This window comes from Microbacterium saccharophilum, from assembly GCF_007992455.1.
Classification (GTDB): domain Bacteria; phylum Actinomycetota; class Actinomycetes; order Actinomycetales; family Microbacteriaceae; genus Microbacterium; species Microbacterium saccharophilum.
On record NZ_BKAH01000006.1, the window covers coordinates 107,862 to 124,940 of the forward strand.

Genomic DNA, 17,079 nt, shown 5'->3' on the forward strand with positions numbered 1-17,079 from the left:
GACAGGGCACCGGCCGCCGGGCTAGAGGAGCGAGATCTCCCGCGTGTCCGGCGCGCCGACCTGCCGGGCGCGCTGCAGGAGGCCCTCCTGCAGATAGCGCGCGTAGCCTTCGGGTGCCCGGCCCTGACGCCGGCCGCTCGTGCGCACCCACGCGGCGTCGGTGGCGACGCCGCGGCCGCCTGCGCGTCGGATCAGCTCGACGGCGCGCACATCCTCGTGCGCCGACGCCGGGGGGAACCCGCCGATCCCGAGCAGCGCGGACGCGCGGATGCCGAGGTTCGCGCCGTGCACGTGGCCGTTCGCGACACCCGGGGTGTGCGTCGCCCACCACGCGGCGGTCTGCTCCGGCGTCAGGTCGTCGAAGTCGGGCCGGACGGTCCCGATCACGAGGTCGGCGCCGCGGCGGGCGTGCAGGAGCTGGTGCGTGATCCAGTTCGGCGGGACGACGGAGTCGGCATCCGTGTGGGCGGTCCAGACGCGTCTCAGGTCGTACTCCGGCAGGAGGGCTATCGCCTGCGCGACCCCCGCCGCGCGGGCGGCGCCGACAGCGCGCGCGTCGATCGCGGTGACGTGCACCCCCGCCGCCGCCGCGATGGCCGCCGACCCGTCGCGGCAGGCGTCGAGGACGACATGCACGTCCACGCGGTCGACCACGGCACGGGCCGCGAGCACCGCGACGGCGATCGAGTCGAGGCAGGCGCCGAGCAGCTTCTCCTCGTCGTGCGCGGGGACCACCACCGCCACCGCATCGATGCGCCGCGTCATCGCAGGCCCTCCGCCTCGGCCACGGATGGTGCACCCGGTGACGCCCACACCTCGAGGAGGAAATCGTCCTCCGCATGCCGGACGGACCGGGTCAGCCCCATGCGGGCGATCGCCGCGTGCACGCCGACGCCGTCGAGGGGAGCGCCGTCGATGGGGTGGCGCCAGTGGCAGGCCACCAGCACGCCGCCGGGGGAGAGCGACGCCCGGATGCGGGCCAGGGCGAGGCGCAGGTCGTCCGCCGACCAGTAATAGGCGACCTCGGAGAGGACGATGAGGTCGAACCGCCCCTCCGGCCACTCCTCGGGGAGCGTGAGGCGGGCGAACTCCACTCCCGCGACGCGGGACGCGGCCCGGCGCAAGGCCTCCGCGGAGGCATCCACCGCGAGGAGGCGGCCGGAGCGTGCCGCGAGCTCCGCCGTGAGCACGCCCGTCGCGCAGCCGAGCTCCAGTGCGCTGTCGAAGCGGGCACGGGGGAGGCTCGCCAGGAGCAGCGCGCGCTTGCGCTCCTCGTACCAGCGGGTCTCGAAGCCCCACGGATCGTCGTGCCGGGAGATGAACGCGTCGAGCTCGGCGGGCGGCACAGAGGCGCGCGACCGCTCGGGCTCCGCCGCGATGAACAGCTCCACCCCGCGGTGGAAGTGCGCGAGCATGCCGTCGTGCAGGATCGGCTCCGCCCCCGCCGACTGCGAGGCGAACGCCGCGATCGCCGCCGCCTTCGCGGCGATCGCTTCGTCGTCGAGAGCGACCGCGCGCCACGGCCCGGGATCCGGAGCCTCCGGATCGCCCCAGTGCCAGTACCAGATGGGGTAGCCGACGACGGTCGCGCCTCCCGCGGCCGCGCGCACCGCTTCGCCGAGCACGCGATGGTCGCGGTGCCCATCGCCCCACCACGTCGTCACGAGCAGCGTCGTCGTGACGTCGATCCTGGCCACCTCGTCCGCGATCGCGGCGGACAGTTCCGCGGCGTGCTCGCGCAGGCCGCCGTCCGGCAGGCCGAGGAACCGGATGCGGGCGCGCGGCGCGACGTGTCGCAGGGCGGCGATGAGCTCGACTCTGCGCCGGCCCGGCAGCCCGCCGTCCGCCGCGTCCGCCGCCTCTCCGTCCGTCGCCACGACGACCGAGACCTCCGCGCCGCTCGCGGACGCGAGGGCCATGAGCCCGCCGGCGCCCAGCGTCTCGTCATCCGGGTGCGCCGCGAAGACGACGAGGCTTTCCGGCACTTCCAGCGTTCGCGCGGTCGCTCCTGCACCTGCCCACGCCGACTCGGGGGTGCCCGCGTCGCGGTGGTCGAAGACGACGCTCACGAAGACCTGACCATCGAACCGAGCCGGGCGAGGTCGCGCTCGGCATGGTGCTGACGGACGTAGACGCGCAGGTCGGCGACGCGGCGGGCGTGCTCCTCGTCTGCCGTGAGCGGCCCGGGGCCGAGTGCGCGGTCGCTCAGGTCCAGCACCCGCTCGACGGCGTCGCTGACGACGGCGCGAACCCGGGCGGCCAGCAGTCGGGCACCCGCGTCATCGAGCTCGCCCGCGTCGACGAGCGCGGCTGCTTCGGCGAGGGCGGTCCCGGCGCCCCAGAGCGCGGCATCCGCCGCCCCCGCGTAGGCCTGGGCGAGCTGATCGGCGCGCTCGGATGCGGCCGCGGCGGCGAGGGCGTCCGCCAGGGGGCGTGCGCCGCCCCACCAGATCGCCGCGACGCCGATGCCGCCCCACGCGAAGCCCGGACGGCGCTGATACCAGCCCGGCGCGCCCACCGGCACGGCGAACGCATGCGCGAAGTCGACCGGCGCGCTCACGACCTGGTGGAGTCCCCGCGACACCCACGGACCGGGTCGGGCCGAGACGCCGTCGTCGCGGAGGTCGACGGCGAACAGGCGTCGCTGCTCGGGCCCGACCCACGCGGTCACGAGTGCATGGCTGAGGTGCGCGGCCAGCGAGCACCAGGGCTTGGTTCCGGACAGCTCCCACGCGCCGTGCTCACGACGCTCTGCGACCAGACGCGTGCCGGGTCCCTCGGCGGCGAACACACCCCAGGTGCTGCGGGAGTCGACGCGCAGCGTGCGGCGCAGGTCCGCCGTGTCCATCCCCGAGGCCGCCGCCTGATCGAGGATCGCCAGCGCGTCCGCGTGCGGTTCGAGGATGCGCGCGGCGCCGACGTCCAGTGCGGCGGCATCGGCGAGGGCGCCCCACAGATCGGCGGTGGCGCCCTGCCCCGGCAGGGGGAGCGAGGGAGCCAGCCGGGCGACCCAGGCCAGCGTCGCCGGGACGTCGACGCCGAGGCCGTCGACATCCTCCGCGGAGGTCGCGAGCGACGCCCCCGTCCGCCCTGTCATCACGTCCTGTGCCATGCTCCCCGCCTTCCTCTCCGCCACTCTCTCCCGCGCGGCGAAGGACGGCCAAGGGCTTGACGAGAGGGGTCCGGGCTGGGTAGGCGGCTCGTTACCACCGGCATCAGGCGGGCGCAACCCCGATGCTCCAGACCCCGGGAGTGCGTATCGTTCGAGACCCACCCGGAAAGGAAGGCGGCTCGACATGGCCACGACGCAGAAGGCGAAGAACACCTCCCCGAAGAACACCTCCCCGAAGAACACCTCCCCGAAGAACAAGCGGCGTCCCAGTGCGGGCGCGCAGCTCACGGACAAGCAGAACGCGGAGAACGGGTTCCGGGCGTCCCAGGAGCTCAGCGAGAAGCTGCAGGCCGTGCTGGTGGACCTCCTCGAGCTGGCATCCCAGGGGAAGCAGGCGCACTGGAACGTGGTGGGAAAGAACTTCCGCGACACGCATCGGCAGCTCGACGAGATCATCGAGGCCGCGCGCGGGTTCAGCGACACCGTCGCCGAGCGGATGCGGGCGCTGCACGCCCTCCCCGACGGGCGCAGCGACACGGTGGCCGAGACCACGACGCTGCCGGAGTTCCCCCAGGGCGAGATCGCGACGGGCGATGTCATCGACCTCGTCACCGAGCGACTCGAGGCCACGATCGGAACGTGCCGCGATGTGCACGATGCCGTCGACGAAGAAGACCCCACGAGCGCCGACATCCTGCACGCGATCCTCGAGAGCCTCGAGCAGTTCGCGTGGATGGTGAGTGCGGAGAACCGCACGCCCACGGCCTGATCATGGGAAAGCTCACGTACGACCGGGTTGTGAAGGTCGACTTCGAAGACCGCCAGCTCGCACACCTCCAGCTGGTCATCGGGACCAAGCTGCGCCGCGGGGAATCGTTCCACTTCTCCTGGAAGGACGACACGAGCATCGGCGACGGCCGCACGACCATCTGGGTGCACCCGCACTGCTCGCTGGTCTACAAGTACTACGGCAGCCGCCGCCCCCAGCTCAACATGGCCTGGGTCGAGGCGCTGGCCTACACGGCGAATTCGCCGTCGGGCCTGTACCTCGTGCCGGAGCCGGCCGAGCGGGCGATCGAGGAGGGAACCGAACTGTGAAGCGGATCGACATCTACTACGGCGGCGAGCGGTACAGCGTCGGTCAGCGGACGCTGGAGGATGTGCAGGCCGACATCGAGGCGGCCATGGCGGCGAGCGGTCCCGCCTGGATCCAGGTGAATGACGGCGACGGCGCCCCGCGTACGGCGTACCTGCTGATCACCCCGGGGGTTCCGCTGGCCGTCATCCCGACCCCCGAGGGGGGTGGCGAGGACACCGGGCCGATCGTGGACATCTCCGACAAGCTCATCCCGAGCTGAGGTCAGGAAGCCGGTTCCTCATCCTCGGTTTCGAAGTGGTGTGAAACGAGGGTGATCCCTCCCGAGGAGTTCGCCGAGTTCGCGAGCTCCTCGATCCACTCGCGGCTGAGCGGCGGCGCCTCCGGCTCGTCGAAGACGAAGCGCAGAGGGATGGAGGGGTGCAGCCACAGCGTCGTCCGGCCCTGCGGATGGTCGTCGGGATGCTGCCAGGACACCGTGAAACTCTCAGAGCGGCGCAGCTTCGTCGCGATGACGACTTTGAGGTGCGCGAGGGTGCGATCCTCGATGTGGATCGGCGTGGCTGAACCGCCGTAATAGATCATCCCCATACGGCCACCATAATGGTGCCTGGGCTCCGATGGTCGCATCCGGCGACGGACCGGATCCTGGGAGGTTCGACCCGGTGGGAAAGTTCATCTACGAGGGCACCGTGAAGGTGGACTTCGACGACCGCACGATGGCGCACGTTCAGCTCGTCATCGGCAACAAGCTTCGACGCGGCGAGTCGTTCCACTTCACGTGGCGCGACGACAAGAGCATCGGCGAAGGTCGCACCTCCATCTGGCTGCACCCGCAGGCCTCGCTCGTCTACAAGTACTACGGCAGCCGCCCCCTGCGACTGAACCGCGCGTGGACCGAGGCGCTCATGTTCACGGCGAACTCGCCGACCGGGCTGCACATCGTGCCCGAGCCCGCCGACCCGGGCGACGGCGACCTCTCCGCCTGACCCGCGGCGGGTAGCCGGGGGGCTGGGCGGTGTCAAGCCCCTGCGTACCCTCGCGGCGCGCAGGCAGTCTGCCGACATGAGGCATCCCGCATCGGGGCGTGATGAACCGTCGTCGACGCCCCGCACGCCCCCCGATCCGTCGACGTCCACGACGCGCACCGGACGGCATACGAAGCCGGTGCCCGTGCCGCACCGTCCGCCGCCGAAGGGCGGCGCCCGGCGGGACGGCTGAGCTCAGTACCCGTCGAGTGCGGGGACGAGGGTGAGCACGACCTCATCGACCTCGCGGCCCAGGCCGGGGGCGTAGACGACACTGCGGGACACCTCCGTGAACCCGTTGCGCTCGAGGACGGCGAGGGCGGCCGCATTGTGCGCGGCGGCGCGGGCGTAGAGCGGACGCTCCGCCTCGTGCGAGATCAGCAGACGCAGCGCCGCCGCCCCGACGCCGTGTCCCCAGGACTGTCGCTTGATCCAGACGCTGACCTCGCGATCGCCGTCGACGGTGAACGCCGCGGCGGTGCCGGCGAACCCGCCTCGATCGGTCACCACGAGCAGTGTCACGTCCTCCGCGGCGCGTTCCCGGGCGATCCAGGCGTCGAAGGCGTCGCGGTCATCCGGCCTCTCCGCCGCGAACGCCGCCATCCGCACGGCCTCGGGGTCGCGCATCATCTCGAAGACGGCGTCGAGGTCGTCGTCGTCGAGGTCGCGCAGTTCGATGTGGCCCACGCCTCGACGCTAGCGATCAGGTCGGACGGAGGGAACCCGTCAGTAGGTGCTCATCCCGCCGATGAGCACGATGCACGGCCCCACCAGCACGATCCACATCGCGGCGAAGATGATGAGCACCCCGGTCGCGAAGCGTCGCCACGCCGGCAGGAAGTACAGCAGCGCGGTGAGCAGCGGGATCACGAAAAACGGCCAGAACGGCAGGATGAACGCGGCGCCGCCGAACACACTGCCGTCGGTGGCCGGCATCATGCTGCCGGTCGCGAAGAAGAGCACGACCCCGAGGATGAACAGACCGACGCCGGCCAGGGTTCCCAGCCCGATGCCCGGTCCGGGCGGCGTCGGCGGCACGCCGTACCCGGGCGGCAGGCCGACGCTGCCTGGCGGGGGAGCGCCGTACCCGGGCGGCGGCACGGGCGGCCCCGGGTCGGGTGGCAGCGGCGGACCCGGGTCGGGTGGGAATGTCGGGCCCGGGGCCGGTGGCTGAGCGTCCGGGCCGGCGGCATCCTCGTCGTCGGGCGGTTCAGGCGTGCTGTTGCTCATGCTGCGGCGTCCTTCCTGGTTCGGCGGGGGCGGACGCGCGGAACTGGCCGCGCGCGGACTTGTACGCGATGCGGGCGAGGAGCAGCGGGATCGTCACGAGCAGGAACAGCTGCGGTCGGGTGAGCCCCATCCAGGCCACGTCGTTGCCGCGGACGAATTCGACGGCGAAGCGGAACACGCCGTACGCCGCGATGTACAGCGTGAGTGTCTCGCCGGCCGCGATCGGGCGGTGCCGCAGCCACCACCAGAGCGCCGCGAACGCGACGACGTGGAAGACGATCTCGTACACGAAGCTCGGATGCAGCGGCACGCCCGCGGGTGCCCCTACGCGCGCCGCGGCATCCGCATCCAGCACGATGCCCCACCCCGCCCCGGTCGGGGTGCCGGGCTGCTCGGTGAGCAGGCATCCGATCCGCCCGATCGCCATCGCGAGGGCGACGGCCGGCGCGAACAGGTCGCCGGTGCGCTCCGGGTAGCGGACGATCCGCTTCGCCACGTGCACGCCGAGCCACGCGCCGACGAGCGCGCTGAGCATCGACGCGTTCCCGTAGGCGAGCTGGTCGACGAGGCTGAGGTTCCGGGTGGGGTCGAGGTGCTGCGCCCACGTCCCGAGCCGGGAGGAGAGGGCGGCGCCGAGCAGCGCGCCGAGCACGATGTGCGGGATGCGGGGGTCGGTCACGCCGCGTCGGCGCTTCTCGATGAGGAAGGCGGCGCCGGCGGCGCCGAGCCCCAGCGCCACGAAGACCGCGTGGGTGTCAGCCGGCGGCATCCACCCGAGGAGGTCCTGCAGCGTCGGGAACACGGGTCAGGTCCAGACCGAGACCCAGAGCGTGATCCACATCGGGACCGCGGCGGCGGCCGCCACGGCGATCACCGCGAGGTAGGCGAGCACGAGTCGCGTGTCGCCGAGCTTGCACCGGGAGCGCAGCAGCCCGGCGCGGCGGGCCTTGGCGTAGCCGGCGATCGCGACGACGGCGAAGGCGACCACCGCGATCGGTCCGAGGACGGCGGCGATGAGGGCGACGGTCGTGTACACGCACAGCCGCAGCGGGTCGAAGGGTGGGGCCGGGTCGGCGACGGAGTCGTCCCGCTGGTTGAGGCCGCTGAACTCGTACGCGCTCATCGCGCCACGCTCACCGGGATCTGGCTGCGCGTGCCCGTCGCGGCGGACAGGCGCCGGCGGCCGAGAGGTGCCCACGCCTGCACGGCGCAGAACGGCGCGCACTGATGCGCATCCGTCGTCTCGTTGACCGTCGCGACGTGCACGCAGCACTGGGTGAGGCGCTCCTCGATCATCGTGTTGATGTCCATGAAGGGCTTGATCGTGATGCGCTTGACGCGCTCGCCGAGCATCTTGCGGAGCCGCTGGCGCTGCCCGGGCAGCCCCGATGCCGCAAGGGTCGCGAGCGTGCCGATGCCGAGGTCGCAGTTCTGGCAGATGTCGCTCCAGATGTTCGCCATCGACGGGTGCGACAGCGAGGACTGCTCGCTCAGCAGGTCGAGGAGCGAGTTCTTCACGACCTGACGGATGGCCTTGTTGATCTGCGAATCCGCGATGCGGTTCGCGATGAGGTCGGGCTCGAGCTCGAGGAACTCCTTGAGCCGGTCGTGACCGATCAGCGCCGTCAGCGACTTCCAGTCGCCGGAATCGTCCTGCAGCAGGTAGCCGACCGAACAGCAGTGCGGATGGCTGCAGGGAAGGGCGGTGAGATCCTTCCAGCTGACCTCCCCGTCGGTCTGCGGTCCGAGGCGTGCCAGGACGCCGGTGTGGGTGAGCCGGTCCTCCGGGTCGATGCCGGCCGACCGGCCCGACCCGAACACGGGCTGGATCGTGACCCCGCCGACGTACGGGGTCGTCATCGCGCGGCGGATGACGTCCCCGATCTCGCCGTCGTTGACGCCGAGCGCCGCGGTCATCGTGAGCGTCGTGAAGATCCCGGCGTCGGACAGGCGCGCGAGCGCCTTCTCCTTGAAGCGGCGGATGTCGGCGCCGCGGTGGTGCGTCGAAGCCTGCGCGCTCTCGCCGTCGTACTGCAGGTAGATCTCGACGCGCTCGCGGTGGCGCTTGAGGGTCTCGACGAACGTGTCGTCCTGCGAGATGCGCAGACCGTTGGAGTTGATCAGGATGCGGACGACGGGCCGGGCCACGAGGTGCTCCAGCAGCTGCTCGAGCCACGGGTAGAGTGTCGGCTCGCCGCCGGAGAGCATGAGGACGTCGATCCGGTTGTTCTCGCGGGCCAGGCGCGCGTCGACGGAGGCCAGCACTTCGGCCAGCGGGGCGACGGCCGAGGCGGCCGGACTGGATTCGGCGAAGCACGTGGGGCAGCGCAGGTTGCAGTGGTCGGTGAGGTCCTGCAGCAGGATGCAGGTGTGCTGGGTCTGCATCTGCGGGAGGCCGTCCTCGTACGCCGAGGGCACGGGCTTGAAGTTCCCGGCCAGGTCGGGCTCATGCACCTTCGTGGGGGCCGTCCACTGCTCGAGGTAGCTGAGGATCTCGGCGGACTCGTCGTACATCGTGCGGATGAGGCCGTGGTCGGGGCAGCCTCGCTCGAGCCAGACGCGGCCGTCGCGCACCGCGAGCCAGCCGGACAGCCGCCGCACCTCGGACAGGTCGCGGTCGGGGTCCTCTTCGTGGCACCGCGGACAGAAGGCGTTCACGTACCGGTGGATGCGGTAGTCCCGCAGTGGCATCCCGGTCCCGGCGACGGCGCTCATGGGGCCACCCTAGCGACCGGGCGCCGAGCGCGCCGCGCCGCGTGGCGCAGTGATTTGCAGGACCGTGTGTGACGGATGGGGCGCATGCGCCTCATCCGCCCCACCAGTCACGGCCGCTCCTGCAGTTCGCCGCCAAGCGGGCAGGACTCAGGAAGCGGGCAGGACTCAGACGGCGGAGAGACGCCCGCGCGGCCGCGGGCCGTGCAGCTCGCGGTGCAGGCGCTCCATCCGGGCGTCCAGCTCCGCGGCCGTCTCGGCGGCGTCCTTCAGCTCGGCGAGGAGCGAATCGGGCACGACGCCGTCGTACTTGTAGTAGATCTTGTGCTCGAGGCTCGCCCAGAAGTCCATCGCGATGGTGCGGAACTGCACTTCGACGGCGACATCCAGGCGGCCGGACGACAGGAAGACCGGCACCTCGACGATGACGTGCAGGCTCTTGTAGCCGTTGGGCTTCGGCTCGGAAATGTAGTCCTTCACCTGCCGCACGCGGATGTCGTCCTGCTGCGTCAGCAGGTCGGACAGCCGGTGGGCGTCCTCCACGAAGCTGCACGTGACGCGGATGCCGGCGATGTCGGTGATGTGCGCGCGGATCGCGTCGAAGTCGGGGTCGACGCCCTTGCGCGCGATCTTCTCGACGAGGCTGTCCGCCGACTTCACGCGGCTGGAGATGTGCTCGATGGGGTTGTAGTCGTGCGTGAGCTGGAACTCGTCGCGGAGGATCCCGAGCTTCGTCTCGACCTCCCGCAGCCCGAACTGGTATTCCAGGAGGAACCGCTGGAACTCGTCGCGCATGCTGCGCAGCTGCTCCGGGGAGAAGGTCGCCACTCCGTCGGCCGTGGTCACGACGAGGGAGTCGGGCTTCGCATCCATGCTCCGACCGTATCGATCGGCGCTAGGCGGATGCTGTGAAGTCGAGGAGCGGTGAGACCGATCAGGCGCGGCGGTACTGGCCGACCATGGGGCAGTCGAACGGATCGCGGGCGGCGAGGCCCACCTCGTTGAGGTAGTTGATGACGATCGCATACGAGCGGATGAGGCTCGTCTCGGTGTACGGCACGCCGAGCGTCGCGCAGTGGTCGCGGACGATCTCGCGGGCCTTCGCCAGGTGCGGGCGCGCCATGCTCGGGAAGAGGTGGTGCTCGACCTGGTAGTTGAGGCCGCCCATGAGCCAGGTGGCCCACCAGCCGCCGCGGATGTTGCGCGAGGTCCGGACCTGCTTGGAGAAGAAGTCCAGGCGGGCGTCGGGGGCGATGATCGGCATGCCCTTGTGGTTCGGGGCGAACGAGGCGCCCATGTAGACGCCGAAGACGGCGAGCTGCACGCCCATGAACGCGAACGCCATGCCCAGCGGCAGGAACAGGAAGACGGGGACCAGCAGGGCGGCGTGCCGCAGCGCGATGAGCGACAGCTCGGTCCAGCGGCCCTTCACGCCCGGTGTCGTCACGAGGTACTTCACGCCGAGGTAGTGGAGGTTCAGGCCCTCGAGGGTCAGAAGGGGGAAGAAGAGCCAGCCCTGACGCTGCGTGATGAAGCGCTGGATGCCGCGGGCCTTCGCGGCGTCCTCGTCGAGGAAGGAGATCGTGTCGATCTCGATGTCCGGGTCCTTGCCGACGCGGTTGGGGTTCGCGTGGTGGCGGGAGTGCTTGGCATCCCACCAGGCGTAGCTCATGCCGACGACGCCGGAGGCGATGAAGCGGGCGAGGCGGTCGTTGGCGGGGCCGCTCGAGAGGATCTGGCGGTGCGCGGCCTCGTGTGCGAGGAACGCGGCCTGCGTGAGCAGGAGGCCCAGTGCGCCGGCGATGAGCAGCTGGAACCAGCTGTCGCCGAGCAGGATGAAACCGGTGATGCATCCGCCGATGCCGAGTGCGACCGCGGTGCCGACGAGGGAGTAGAACCACGGCGCCCGACGGAGCAGGCCCGTCTCCTTGACGACGTTGGAGACTTCGGAGTACGCGCGGCCGATGGGCGGGAACGCATCGGAACCGGCATACGTCTGACGAATGGGCCCCATCGTGGCGGCGGCGGTGGCAGTGGTCAAGTCTGCTCCTCGGATCGGCAGAAAGACCCGAGAGCCAGACTGTGCGGAGGGGAAGTCGTGTGACCGCCCTTCAGCGTGACTCTACGCGCGTATGGATTCCCGAAGCGGCATGTGCGGGACTTGCACAGGCATGTGGTGCCTGACTGTCAGGTTGCCCGCGCATGCAGACGGCGGGACAGGCGTGAAGCCCGCCCCGCCGCCGCTCGCGATCACAGGACGCGGATACGCGAAGCCTGCGGGCCCTTCGGGCCGCGCTCGACGTCGTACTCGACGCGGGCAGCCTCGTCGAGCGAACGGTAGCCGTTGCCCTCGATCGCGCTGAAGTGGGCGAAGACGTCCGCCGAGCCATCCTCGGGCTCGATGAAGCCGAAGCCCTTTTCGGAGTTGAACCATTTCACAGTGCCAACGGCCATTGTGTTCTTCCTTCTTGGTGTGGGGCCGCGGTGCGACCCTGGTGATCCGAAGCGACGGCGTCGCGACGGAAGCGGGGTGGAGTGTCCGAGCGTGGCGAAGGGCGAGGGTCCGGAGTGGACGAACTCGGCCTGCGCGGCGGCGAGGGACGGGTGGACGCCGCGTCGCCGGGCGAGCGCGTCGTGAGCGGTGTAGCCGTCGGCGTCGACGGTGATGAAGCCGGCGAACTCGCTGCCCCGCGTGGCGGAGTAGACGTCGTCGTCGGCCTGATGCCAGATGACCTGGTGCGCGCATGACGGGCACGCGACCGGATGGGGTGAAGAGATGAAGAGTTATTCGATTCGTGAGGCAATCAGCCCGATGCGCGAGTGCGCGGATCCCTGCAGATTGAGTGGATGACGGTATTCGGTTCGCAGATCTCCGAGTGACCAGGAGATCCGGACGGCGGTATCCGTCGTGATCACCTTAGCCGGTCCGGATGTGGTTGTGCTGTACTCGTGTCGAATTCGTGACAGATCAGGCGCGCCCGCCGCGCGGCCGGAGACCGTCGAGCGCGACGGCGAGCACGTCCTCCGCGAGGAGGGCGGGGTCCACCGGGCCGTCCGGGCGGTACCACTCGACGACGGAGTTCACCATCCCGAAGATGAGCCGGGTCGCGACGCCGGCATCGATGTCGGTGCGGATGCGGCCCTCGGCCTGGGCGTTGCGCACAAGGCCGGTGACACGCTGATCGAAGTGGCGGCGACGCTCGAGCGCCGCGACCTCGACGGGGCTGTTGCCGCGGAGGCGCAGCAGCAGCGTGACCGAGGGCAGTTCGGCGGTGAGGGCCGCGACCGCCCCGCGGATGACGTGCTCCAGGCGGTCGGCAGCGGAGGCTTCGCGCGCGAGAGCCTCGTCGAGGGCGGCCTCCAGGCGGCTGAGCGCCGTCTCGAGCGCGATCGCGAGCAGTTGCTCCTTCGACGCGAAGTGGTGGTACAGCGCGGACTTCGACAGGCCGAGCCGCTCCGCGAGCGCGGCGACCGAGGTCGCGTCATACCCCTGCTCGTTGAAGAGGGCCACCGCGACGTCGAGCACCTGCCGGCGGTCGTAGCCGGGCCGGCCGCGGCGGGCGGCCGCCGTGTCGGCGGGGGTGGTCACGGTTCAGTCTCCCATCCGCGCGGCGGGCCGTTGACCGCCCGTCGCGCCCTCTGACACTATTACTGAACGATCGGTGAGTAACAGTGTGCGCACCGGCGGGGCTCGCAACGCGGCGGGCGGGGCGGAAGGATGACGATGTCCGGTGCGACGAACGGCGCGAGGGTGCCGGGGGGCCCGCTCCGCATCGAACGACGGCCCGACCGCGTCGTCGCGACGCTCGACCGCCCCGAGGTCCGCAACGCGATCGACCAGGCGACGATCGACGCGCTGCACGAGCTGTGCGCCGAACTCGAAGCGGAGCCCCGTGTGCTGATCCTGCACGGCGCCGGAGGGGTGTTCGCGGGCGGCGCGGACATCGTCCAGCTGCGGGAACGTCGTGCGGACGACGCCCGCGCCGGGATCAACACGACGGCGTTCCTGCGGGTGCGGGCGCTGCCCATGCCGGTGATCGCCGCCGTCGAGGGCTTCGCGCTCGGCGGGGGCGCCGAGCTCGCCTACGCCGCCGACATCCGGATCGGCACCCCGGACGTCGCGATCGGCAACCCCGAGCCTGCGCTCGGCATCATCGCCGCGGCCGGGGCGACCTGGCTGCTGCCGCGGCTCGTCGGGTCCGGGCGTGCCGCCGAGCTGCTGCTGACGGGGCGCGCGCTCACCGCGGACGAGGCCCTCGCCTGGGGCCTGCTCTCCGCCGTGCATCCGGCGGCCGAACTGCTGCCCGCGGCGCACGCGATCGCCGACCGGATCGCCCGCCTCGACCCGCTCGCCGTGCAGCACACCAAGCGCGCGCTGCACGCGCCGCTCGCGGAGCACCCCGCGATCGACCTGGAACTGCAGGCCGAGCTCTTCGAGAGCCCGGAGAAGTTCCGCCGCATGACGGCCTTCCTGGAGAGGAAGCGGTCATGATCCTTCCCGTGCGGGTCGGCGTCATCGGCGGCGGGCGGATGGGTGCAGGCATCGCGCACGCGTTCCTCCTCGCCGGGTCGGCGGTGACCCTCGTCGAGCGCGATGGCGCATCGGCACGCGCCGCCCGGCAGCGCATCACGGCGAGTCTGCAGGGGTCCCATGAGCGCGGCGCGACCGAGCGACCGCCGGCCGAGGTCGCGCCGCGGCTGCGCGTGACGACGGATGCCGGCGATCTCGGCGGCAGCGCACTCGTCGTCGAGGCGGTGTTCGAAGACCGGGACGTCAAGACCGCGGCGCTGCGCCGCGCGGAGGCGGTGCTCGACGTCGACGCCGTCCTGGCATCCAACACGTCCGCCATCCCGATCGGCGACCTCGCGGCGGGGCTCGACCGTCCGGACCGTCTCCTCGGCCTGCACTTCTTCAACCCCGTCCCGTCCTCGGCCCTCGTCGAGATCGTCGTCGCAGCCCAGACCGCCCAGGGCCTCGTCGAGACGGCCCGCGAGTGGGTGCTCGCGCTCGGCAAGACCCCCATCGTCGTGCGGGATGCGCCGGGATTCGCCTCGAGCCGGCTCGGCGTCGCCCTCGCCCTCGAAGCCATCCGCATGCTCGAGGACGGCGTCGCCACGGCGACCGACATCGACGCCGCGATGGAACTCGGCTACCGGCACGCGACGGGGCCGCTCCGGACCACCGACATCGTCGGCCTGGACGTGCGGCTCGATATCGCGGAACAGCTGCACGCCGCGCTCGGCGAGCGGTTCGCGCCGCCCGAGCTGCTCCGTCGCCTCGTCGCGGACGGACACCTGGGCCGCAAGAGCGGCCGTGGATTCTACGAATGGAGCACCGGATGACCGGCATCCTGCCCAGCTATCTGTCCGGCACGTGGTGGACGCCGGCGGACGACGTCGACGCCGTGGACGTGCGCGACGCGTCCACCGGCGAGACCGTCGCCCGCGTGAGCGCGGAGGGTGCCGACCTCCCCGGCGCCCTCGCGCACGCCCGCACCGTGGGACAGGCCGCGCTCGGCGCGCTGACCTTCCACCAGCGCGCCCTGCTGCTCAAGCAGTTCGCCCTCGTGCTCACCGAGCGCAAGGAGGAGCTCTACGAGCTGTCCCGGCACGCCGGTTCGACGCTGCGCGACTCGCTGGGCGACGTCGACGGCGGCATCGGCGTGCTGTTCACCTACGCCTCGAAGGGCCGGCGCGAGCTGCCCAACGCCCAGGTGTACGTCGACGGCGCCCCCGAGCCGCTGTCGAAGGACGGCTCGTTCCTCGGGCAGCATGTGTACACCCGGCTGCCCGGTGTCGCGGTGCAGATCAACGCGTTCAACTTCCCCGTCTGGGGCGCGCTGGAGAAATTCGCGCCCGCGTTCCTGGCAGGCGTGCCCACCCTCGTCAAGCCCGCGACGCCCACCGCCTACATCGCGGAGGCGTGGGTGCGGATGCTGGTGGAGTCCGGGCTCGTCCCGGACGGCGCCCTGCAGCTCGTGAGCGGCGGGGTGCCCGGGCTCTTCGATCACCTCCGGCTCGGCGACCTCGTCGGCTTCACCGGGAGCGCCGACACCGCCGAGCGGCTGCGTGCGCAGGCCCCCGACGGGGTGCGCTTCACCAGGGAGACCGACTCCATCAACGCCTCGATCCTCGGGCCCGACGCCGCCCCGGGCACCCCCGAGTTCGACGCGTACGTGTCGCAGCTCGTCGTCGAGCTGACCGCCAAGGCGGGGCAGAAGTGCACGGCGATCCGCCGCGCCCTCGTGCCCGCCGGCGCCGTCGACGCCCTCGTCGACGCGGTCCGCGAGAAGCTCGACCGCCGGCTCGTCATGGGCGACCCGCACGCCGACGCCGTCACGATGGGCCCGCTCGTCTCGCTCGCCCAGCGCGAGGAGGTGCTCCGCCAGGTCGCGGCGCTGCGCGCGGCGGGCGGGCGGATGCTGCTGGGATCGATGGCCGAGCCCGACGTGGTCCGCGCCGACGGGACGACCGGGCCCGCGCCGGACGGCGCCTTCCTGGCCCCCATCCTCGTGGGCTTCGACGACCCGGCGACCCCGGCGGTGCACGCGATCGAGGCCTTCGGGCCGGTCGCCAGCGTCCTCGCCTACGACACTCTCGCCCAGGCGGCGGACCTCGTGGCGCAGGGTGGCGGCTCGCTCGTCACGAGCGTCGCGACGCACGATCCCGCCGTCGCCGTCGAGCTGCTGAGTCGCATCGGCGCGTTCAACGGCCGCGTCCTCTTCCTGAGCCGGGAGAACGCCCGCACCTCGACCGGCCACGGCGCCCCCGTCCCGCACCTCGTGCACGGCGGGCCCGGACGCGCCGGCGGGGGCGAGGAGCTCGGCGGTATCCGCGCCGTGCTGCACCACATGCAGCGCACCGCCGTGCAGGGCTCGCCCGACATGCTCACGGCGCTCACCGGCGTCTGGCACGCGGGGGCCGCCGCCGACCGCGGCGGACGGCATCCGTTCCGGAAGTCGCTCGCCGAGCTGCGGGTCGGCGACCAGTTCGCCTCGCCCCTCCGGGCGGTGTCGCTCGAGGACATCGAGACGTTCGCGCATTTCACGGGCGACACGTTCTACGCGCACATGGACGAGGACGCCGCCGCCGCCAACCCGTTCTTCCCGGGACGCGTCGCGCACGGCTACCTGCTCGTGTCGTGGGCGGCCGGCCTCTTCGTCGATCCCGACCCCGGTCCGGTGCTGGCCAACTACGGGCTGGAGGCGCTGCGATTCGTGACGCCCGTCTCGCCCGGGGACGAGATCCGGGTGACCCTGACGGCGAAGCAGATCACCCCGCGGGAGACCGACGAGTACGGCGAGGTGCGCTGGGATGCCGTCATCCACAACCAGCGGGACGAGATCGTCGCCCAGTACGACGTGCTGACCCTCGTCGCGAAGACCGCCGGCGGGACGTCCGCGGCGGAGCCCGCGGATCGTCCCGCCGCGGAGGCGATCGCATGACCGCACCGCTCCGCCCGATGATGCAGCGCGACCGGGCCTCGGCCGCGCTCGGGATGGTGGTGGAGCGCGATGAGCCCGGGGAGGCCGTCGTGTCAATGGTCGTCCGCGACGACATGCTCAACGGGTTCGACATCACGCACGGCGGCTTCGTGTTCGCGCTCGCCGACACCGCGTTCGCGATCGCCTGCAACGAGACCGACCGGGTCACGGTGGCCTCGGGCGCCGACATCACCTTCCTGAAGTCCACGCGCAGCGGACAGACGCTCACTGCGCACGCCGCCCGTCGCGTCCGCAGCGGCCGCGCGGGGCTGTACGACGTGACCGTCACGGACGAGACCGGCGCGGTGGTCGCCGAGTTCCGGGGGCGTTCGCTCGTCACCTCGGCGCTCACCTCGTCTCCCAGCACCTCGTCTCCCATCGCCGAGACCGTTGCCCCCTCGGCATCCGGCACCTAGA

At 71.7% G+C, this 17,079-nt stretch carries 22 protein-coding genes; 9 read left to right on the plus strand and 13 right to left on the minus strand.

The features are described from left to right. Positions 1-21: 21 nt before the first annotated feature. The 3 genes from MSA03_RS08140 to MSA03_RS08150 are packed head-to-tail and all read right to left on the minus strand — an operon-like array spanning position 22 to position 3,112. Entirely contained in the window at positions 22-765 is a 744-nt protein-coding gene (locus MSA03_RS08140; RefSeq protein WP_147050350.1) for a glycosyltransferase family 2 protein, read from the minus strand. Further along, complete coding sequence (locus MSA03_RS08145; protein ID WP_147050352.1) at positions 762-2,069, minus strand: bifunctional PIG-L family deacetylase/class I SAM-dependent methyltransferase; 1,308 nt, start codon at positions 2,067-2,069, stop codon at positions 762-764. Before MSA03_RS08145 ends, MSA03_RS08140 begins: the two co-directional genes overlap by 4 nt. Beyond that, entirely contained in the window at positions 2,066-3,112 is a 1,047-nt protein-coding gene (locus tag MSA03_RS08150; protein ID WP_244946373.1) for an acyl-CoA dehydrogenase family protein, read from the minus strand. The genes MSA03_RS08145 and MSA03_RS08150 overlap by 4 nt, the downstream gene beginning before the upstream one ends. A gap of 184 nt (positions 3,113-3,296) precedes the next feature. On the opposite strand from MSA03_RS08150, the gene MSA03_RS08155 reads away from it, so the two are divergent. From MSA03_RS08155 to MSA03_RS08165, 3 genes are read left to right on the plus strand one after another with little or no spacing between them, the layout of a single operon-like run. After that, the gene (locus MSA03_RS08155; protein ID WP_028497074.1) at positions 3,297-3,881 is read left to right on the plus strand and encodes a Dps family protein; all 585 of its coding nucleotides are present in this window, start codon (positions 3,297-3,299) and stop codon (positions 3,879-3,881) included. 2 nt (positions 3,882-3,883) lie between these two features. After that, complete coding sequence (locus MSA03_RS08160) at positions 3,884-4,210, plus strand: DUF7882 family protein (RefSeq protein ID WP_147050354.1); 327 nt, start codon at positions 3,884-3,886, stop codon at positions 4,208-4,210. Beyond that, on the plus strand, positions 4,207-4,470 hold the full coding sequence (locus tag MSA03_RS08165) for a hypothetical protein (RefSeq protein ID WP_174799861.1): 264 nt from the start codon (positions 4,207-4,209) through the stop codon (positions 4,468-4,470). Before MSA03_RS08160 ends, MSA03_RS08165 begins: the two co-directional genes overlap by 4 nt. Before the next feature lie 2 nt (positions 4,471-4,472). Here MSA03_RS08165 and MSA03_RS08170 read toward each other — a convergent pair whose 3' ends face one another. After that, on the minus strand, positions 4,473-4,799 hold the full coding sequence (locus tag MSA03_RS08170) for a DUF7882 family protein (protein ID WP_028497076.1): 327 nt from the start codon (positions 4,797-4,799) through the stop codon (positions 4,473-4,475). Between the two features lie 74 nt (positions 4,800-4,873). On the opposite strand from MSA03_RS08170, the gene MSA03_RS08175 reads away from it, so the two are divergent. Continuing rightward, complete coding sequence (locus MSA03_RS08175) at positions 4,874-5,197, plus strand: DUF7882 family protein (RefSeq protein ID WP_028497077.1); 324 nt, start codon at positions 4,874-4,876, stop codon at positions 5,195-5,197. Positions 5,198-5,431: 234 nt separating this feature from the next. Here MSA03_RS08175 and MSA03_RS08180 read toward each other — a convergent pair whose 3' ends face one another. The 8 genes from MSA03_RS08180 to MSA03_RS08215 form a co-directional block, all read right to left on the minus strand. Beyond that, complete coding sequence (locus MSA03_RS08180; RefSeq protein WP_147050355.1) at positions 5,432-5,923, minus strand: GNAT family N-acetyltransferase; 492 nt, start codon at positions 5,921-5,923, stop codon at positions 5,432-5,434. A 39-nt stretch (positions 5,924-5,962) separates the two neighbouring features. Next, on the minus strand, positions 5,963-6,466 hold the full coding sequence (locus tag MSA03_RS14465; protein WP_147050357.1) for a hypothetical protein: 504 nt from the start codon (positions 6,464-6,466) through the stop codon (positions 5,963-5,965). Then, a complete protein-coding gene (locus tag MSA03_RS08190; protein ID WP_147050360.1) occupies positions 6,447-7,268 on the minus strand; it encodes a prolipoprotein diacylglyceryl transferase in 822 nt (273 codons plus the stop codon). Before MSA03_RS08190 ends, MSA03_RS14465 begins: the two co-directional genes overlap by 20 nt. 3 nt (positions 7,269-7,271) lie before the next feature. After that, the gene (locus MSA03_RS08195) at positions 7,272-7,589 is read right to left on the minus strand and encodes a hypothetical protein (RefSeq protein WP_147050362.1); all 318 of its coding nucleotides are present in this window, start codon (positions 7,587-7,589) and stop codon (positions 7,272-7,274) included. Continuing rightward, a complete protein-coding gene (locus tag MSA03_RS08200; protein ID WP_244946374.1) occupies positions 7,586-9,181 on the minus strand; it encodes a radical SAM protein in 1,596 nt (531 codons plus the stop codon). The genes MSA03_RS08195 and MSA03_RS08200 overlap by 4 nt, the downstream gene beginning before the upstream one ends. 165 nt (positions 9,182-9,346) lie before the next feature. After that, a complete protein-coding gene (locus MSA03_RS08205) occupies positions 9,347-10,051 on the minus strand; it encodes a GTP pyrophosphokinase (protein ID WP_147050364.1) in 705 nt (234 codons plus the stop codon). A 61-nt stretch (positions 10,052-10,112) separates the two neighbouring features. After that, a complete protein-coding gene (locus tag MSA03_RS08210; protein ID WP_371863088.1) occupies positions 10,113-11,219 on the minus strand; it encodes a fatty acid desaturase family protein in 1,107 nt (368 codons plus the stop codon). Positions 11,220-11,428: 209 nt separating this feature from the next. Then, positions 11,429-11,632, minus strand: a complete 204-nt coding sequence (locus MSA03_RS08215; RefSeq protein WP_036273086.1) for a cold-shock protein — start codon at positions 11,630-11,632, stop codon at positions 11,429-11,431. Positions 11,633-11,746: 114 nt separating this feature from the next. Here MSA03_RS08215 and MSA03_RS08220 point away from each other — a divergent pair, with 114 nt between their 5' ends. After that, the gene (locus MSA03_RS08220; RefSeq protein ID WP_028497085.1) at positions 11,747-11,926 is read left to right on the plus strand and encodes a hypothetical protein; all 180 of its coding nucleotides are present in this window, start codon (positions 11,747-11,749) and stop codon (positions 11,924-11,926) included. A gap of 220 nt (positions 11,927-12,146) precedes the next feature. On the opposite strand, the gene MSA03_RS08225 is transcribed toward MSA03_RS08220, so the two are convergent. Next, on the minus strand, positions 12,147-12,767 hold the full coding sequence (locus tag MSA03_RS08225; protein ID WP_028497086.1) for a TetR/AcrR family transcriptional regulator: 621 nt from the start codon (positions 12,765-12,767) through the stop codon (positions 12,147-12,149). A 135-nt stretch (positions 12,768-12,902) separates the two neighbouring features. Here MSA03_RS08225 and MSA03_RS08230 point away from each other — a divergent pair, with 135 nt between their 5' ends. Genes MSA03_RS08230 through paaI form a run of 4 tightly spaced genes read left to right on the plus strand, consistent with a single transcriptional unit; the run spans position 12,903 to position 17,078 of the window. Further along, on the plus strand, positions 12,903-13,670 hold the full coding sequence (locus MSA03_RS08230) for an enoyl-CoA hydratase/isomerase family protein (RefSeq protein WP_147050366.1): 768 nt from the start codon (positions 12,903-12,905) through the stop codon (positions 13,668-13,670). Further along, entirely contained in the window at positions 13,667-14,521 is an 855-nt protein-coding gene (locus tag MSA03_RS08235) for a 3-hydroxyacyl-CoA dehydrogenase family protein (protein WP_147050368.1), read from the plus strand. Before MSA03_RS08230 ends, MSA03_RS08235 begins: the two co-directional genes overlap by 4 nt. Then, a complete protein-coding gene (paaZ, locus tag MSA03_RS08240; protein WP_147050369.1) occupies positions 14,518-16,623 on the plus strand; it encodes a phenylacetic acid degradation bifunctional protein PaaZ in 2,106 nt (701 codons plus the stop codon). The genes MSA03_RS08235 and paaZ overlap by 4 nt, the downstream gene beginning before the upstream one ends. Next, complete coding sequence (gene paaI / locus MSA03_RS08245; protein WP_147050371.1) at positions 16,620-17,078, plus strand: hydroxyphenylacetyl-CoA thioesterase PaaI; 459 nt, start codon at positions 16,620-16,622, stop codon at positions 17,076-17,078. The genes paaZ and paaI overlap by 4 nt, the downstream gene beginning before the upstream one ends. Position 17,079: the final 1 nt, after the last annotated feature.

Bases quoted from the DNA above. Each gene is read 5' to 3' on its own strand.
- MSA03_RS08160 (WP_147050354.1), top strand. From the start codon at position 3,884: ATGGGAAAGCTCACGTACGACCGGGTTGTGAAGGTCGACTTCGAAGAC.
- MSA03_RS08205 (WP_147050364.1), bottom strand. From the start codon at position 10,051: ATGGATGCGAAGCCCGACTCCCTCGTCGTGACCACGGCCGACGGAGTG.
- paaZ (WP_147050369.1), top strand. From the start codon at position 14,518: ATGACCGGCATCCTGCCCAGCTATCTGTCCGGCACGTGGTGGACGCCG.
- MSA03_RS08215 (WP_036273086.1), bottom strand. From the start codon at position 11,632: ATGGCCGTTGGCACTGTGAAATGGTTCAACTCCGAAAAGGGCTTCGGC.
- MSA03_RS14465 (WP_147050357.1), bottom strand. From the start codon at position 6,466: ATGAGCAACAGCACGCCTGAACCGCCCGACGACGAGGATGCCGCCGGC.
- MSA03_RS08200 (WP_244946374.1), bottom strand. From the start codon at position 9,181: ATGAGCGCCGTCGCCGGGACCGGGATGCCACTGCGGGACTACCGCATC.
- MSA03_RS08195 (WP_147050362.1), bottom strand. From the start codon at position 7,589: ATGAGCGCGTACGAGTTCAGCGGCCTCAACCAGCGGGACGACTCCGTC.
- MSA03_RS08155 (WP_028497074.1), top strand. From the start codon at position 3,297: ATGGCCACGACGCAGAAGGCGAAGAACACCTCCCCGAAGAACACCTCC.
- MSA03_RS08170 (WP_028497076.1), bottom strand. From the start codon at position 4,799: ATGGGGATGATCTATTACGGCGGTTCAGCCACGCCGATCCACATCGAG.
- MSA03_RS08235 (WP_147050368.1), top strand. From the start codon at position 13,667: ATGATCCTTCCCGTGCGGGTCGGCGTCATCGGCGGCGGGCGGATGGGT.
- MSA03_RS08140 (WP_147050350.1), bottom strand. From the start codon at position 765: ATGACGCGGCGCATCGATGCGGTGGCGGTGGTGGTCCCCGCGCACGAC.
- MSA03_RS08150 (WP_244946373.1), bottom strand. From the start codon at position 3,112: ATGGCACAGGACGTGATGACAGGGCGGACGGGGGCGTCGCTCGCGACC.
- MSA03_RS08230 (WP_147050366.1), top strand. From the start codon at position 12,903: ATGTCCGGTGCGACGAACGGCGCGAGGGTGCCGGGGGGCCCGCTCCGC.
- paaI (WP_147050371.1), top strand. From the start codon at position 16,620: ATGACCGCACCGCTCCGCCCGATGATGCAGCGCGACCGGGCCTCGGCC.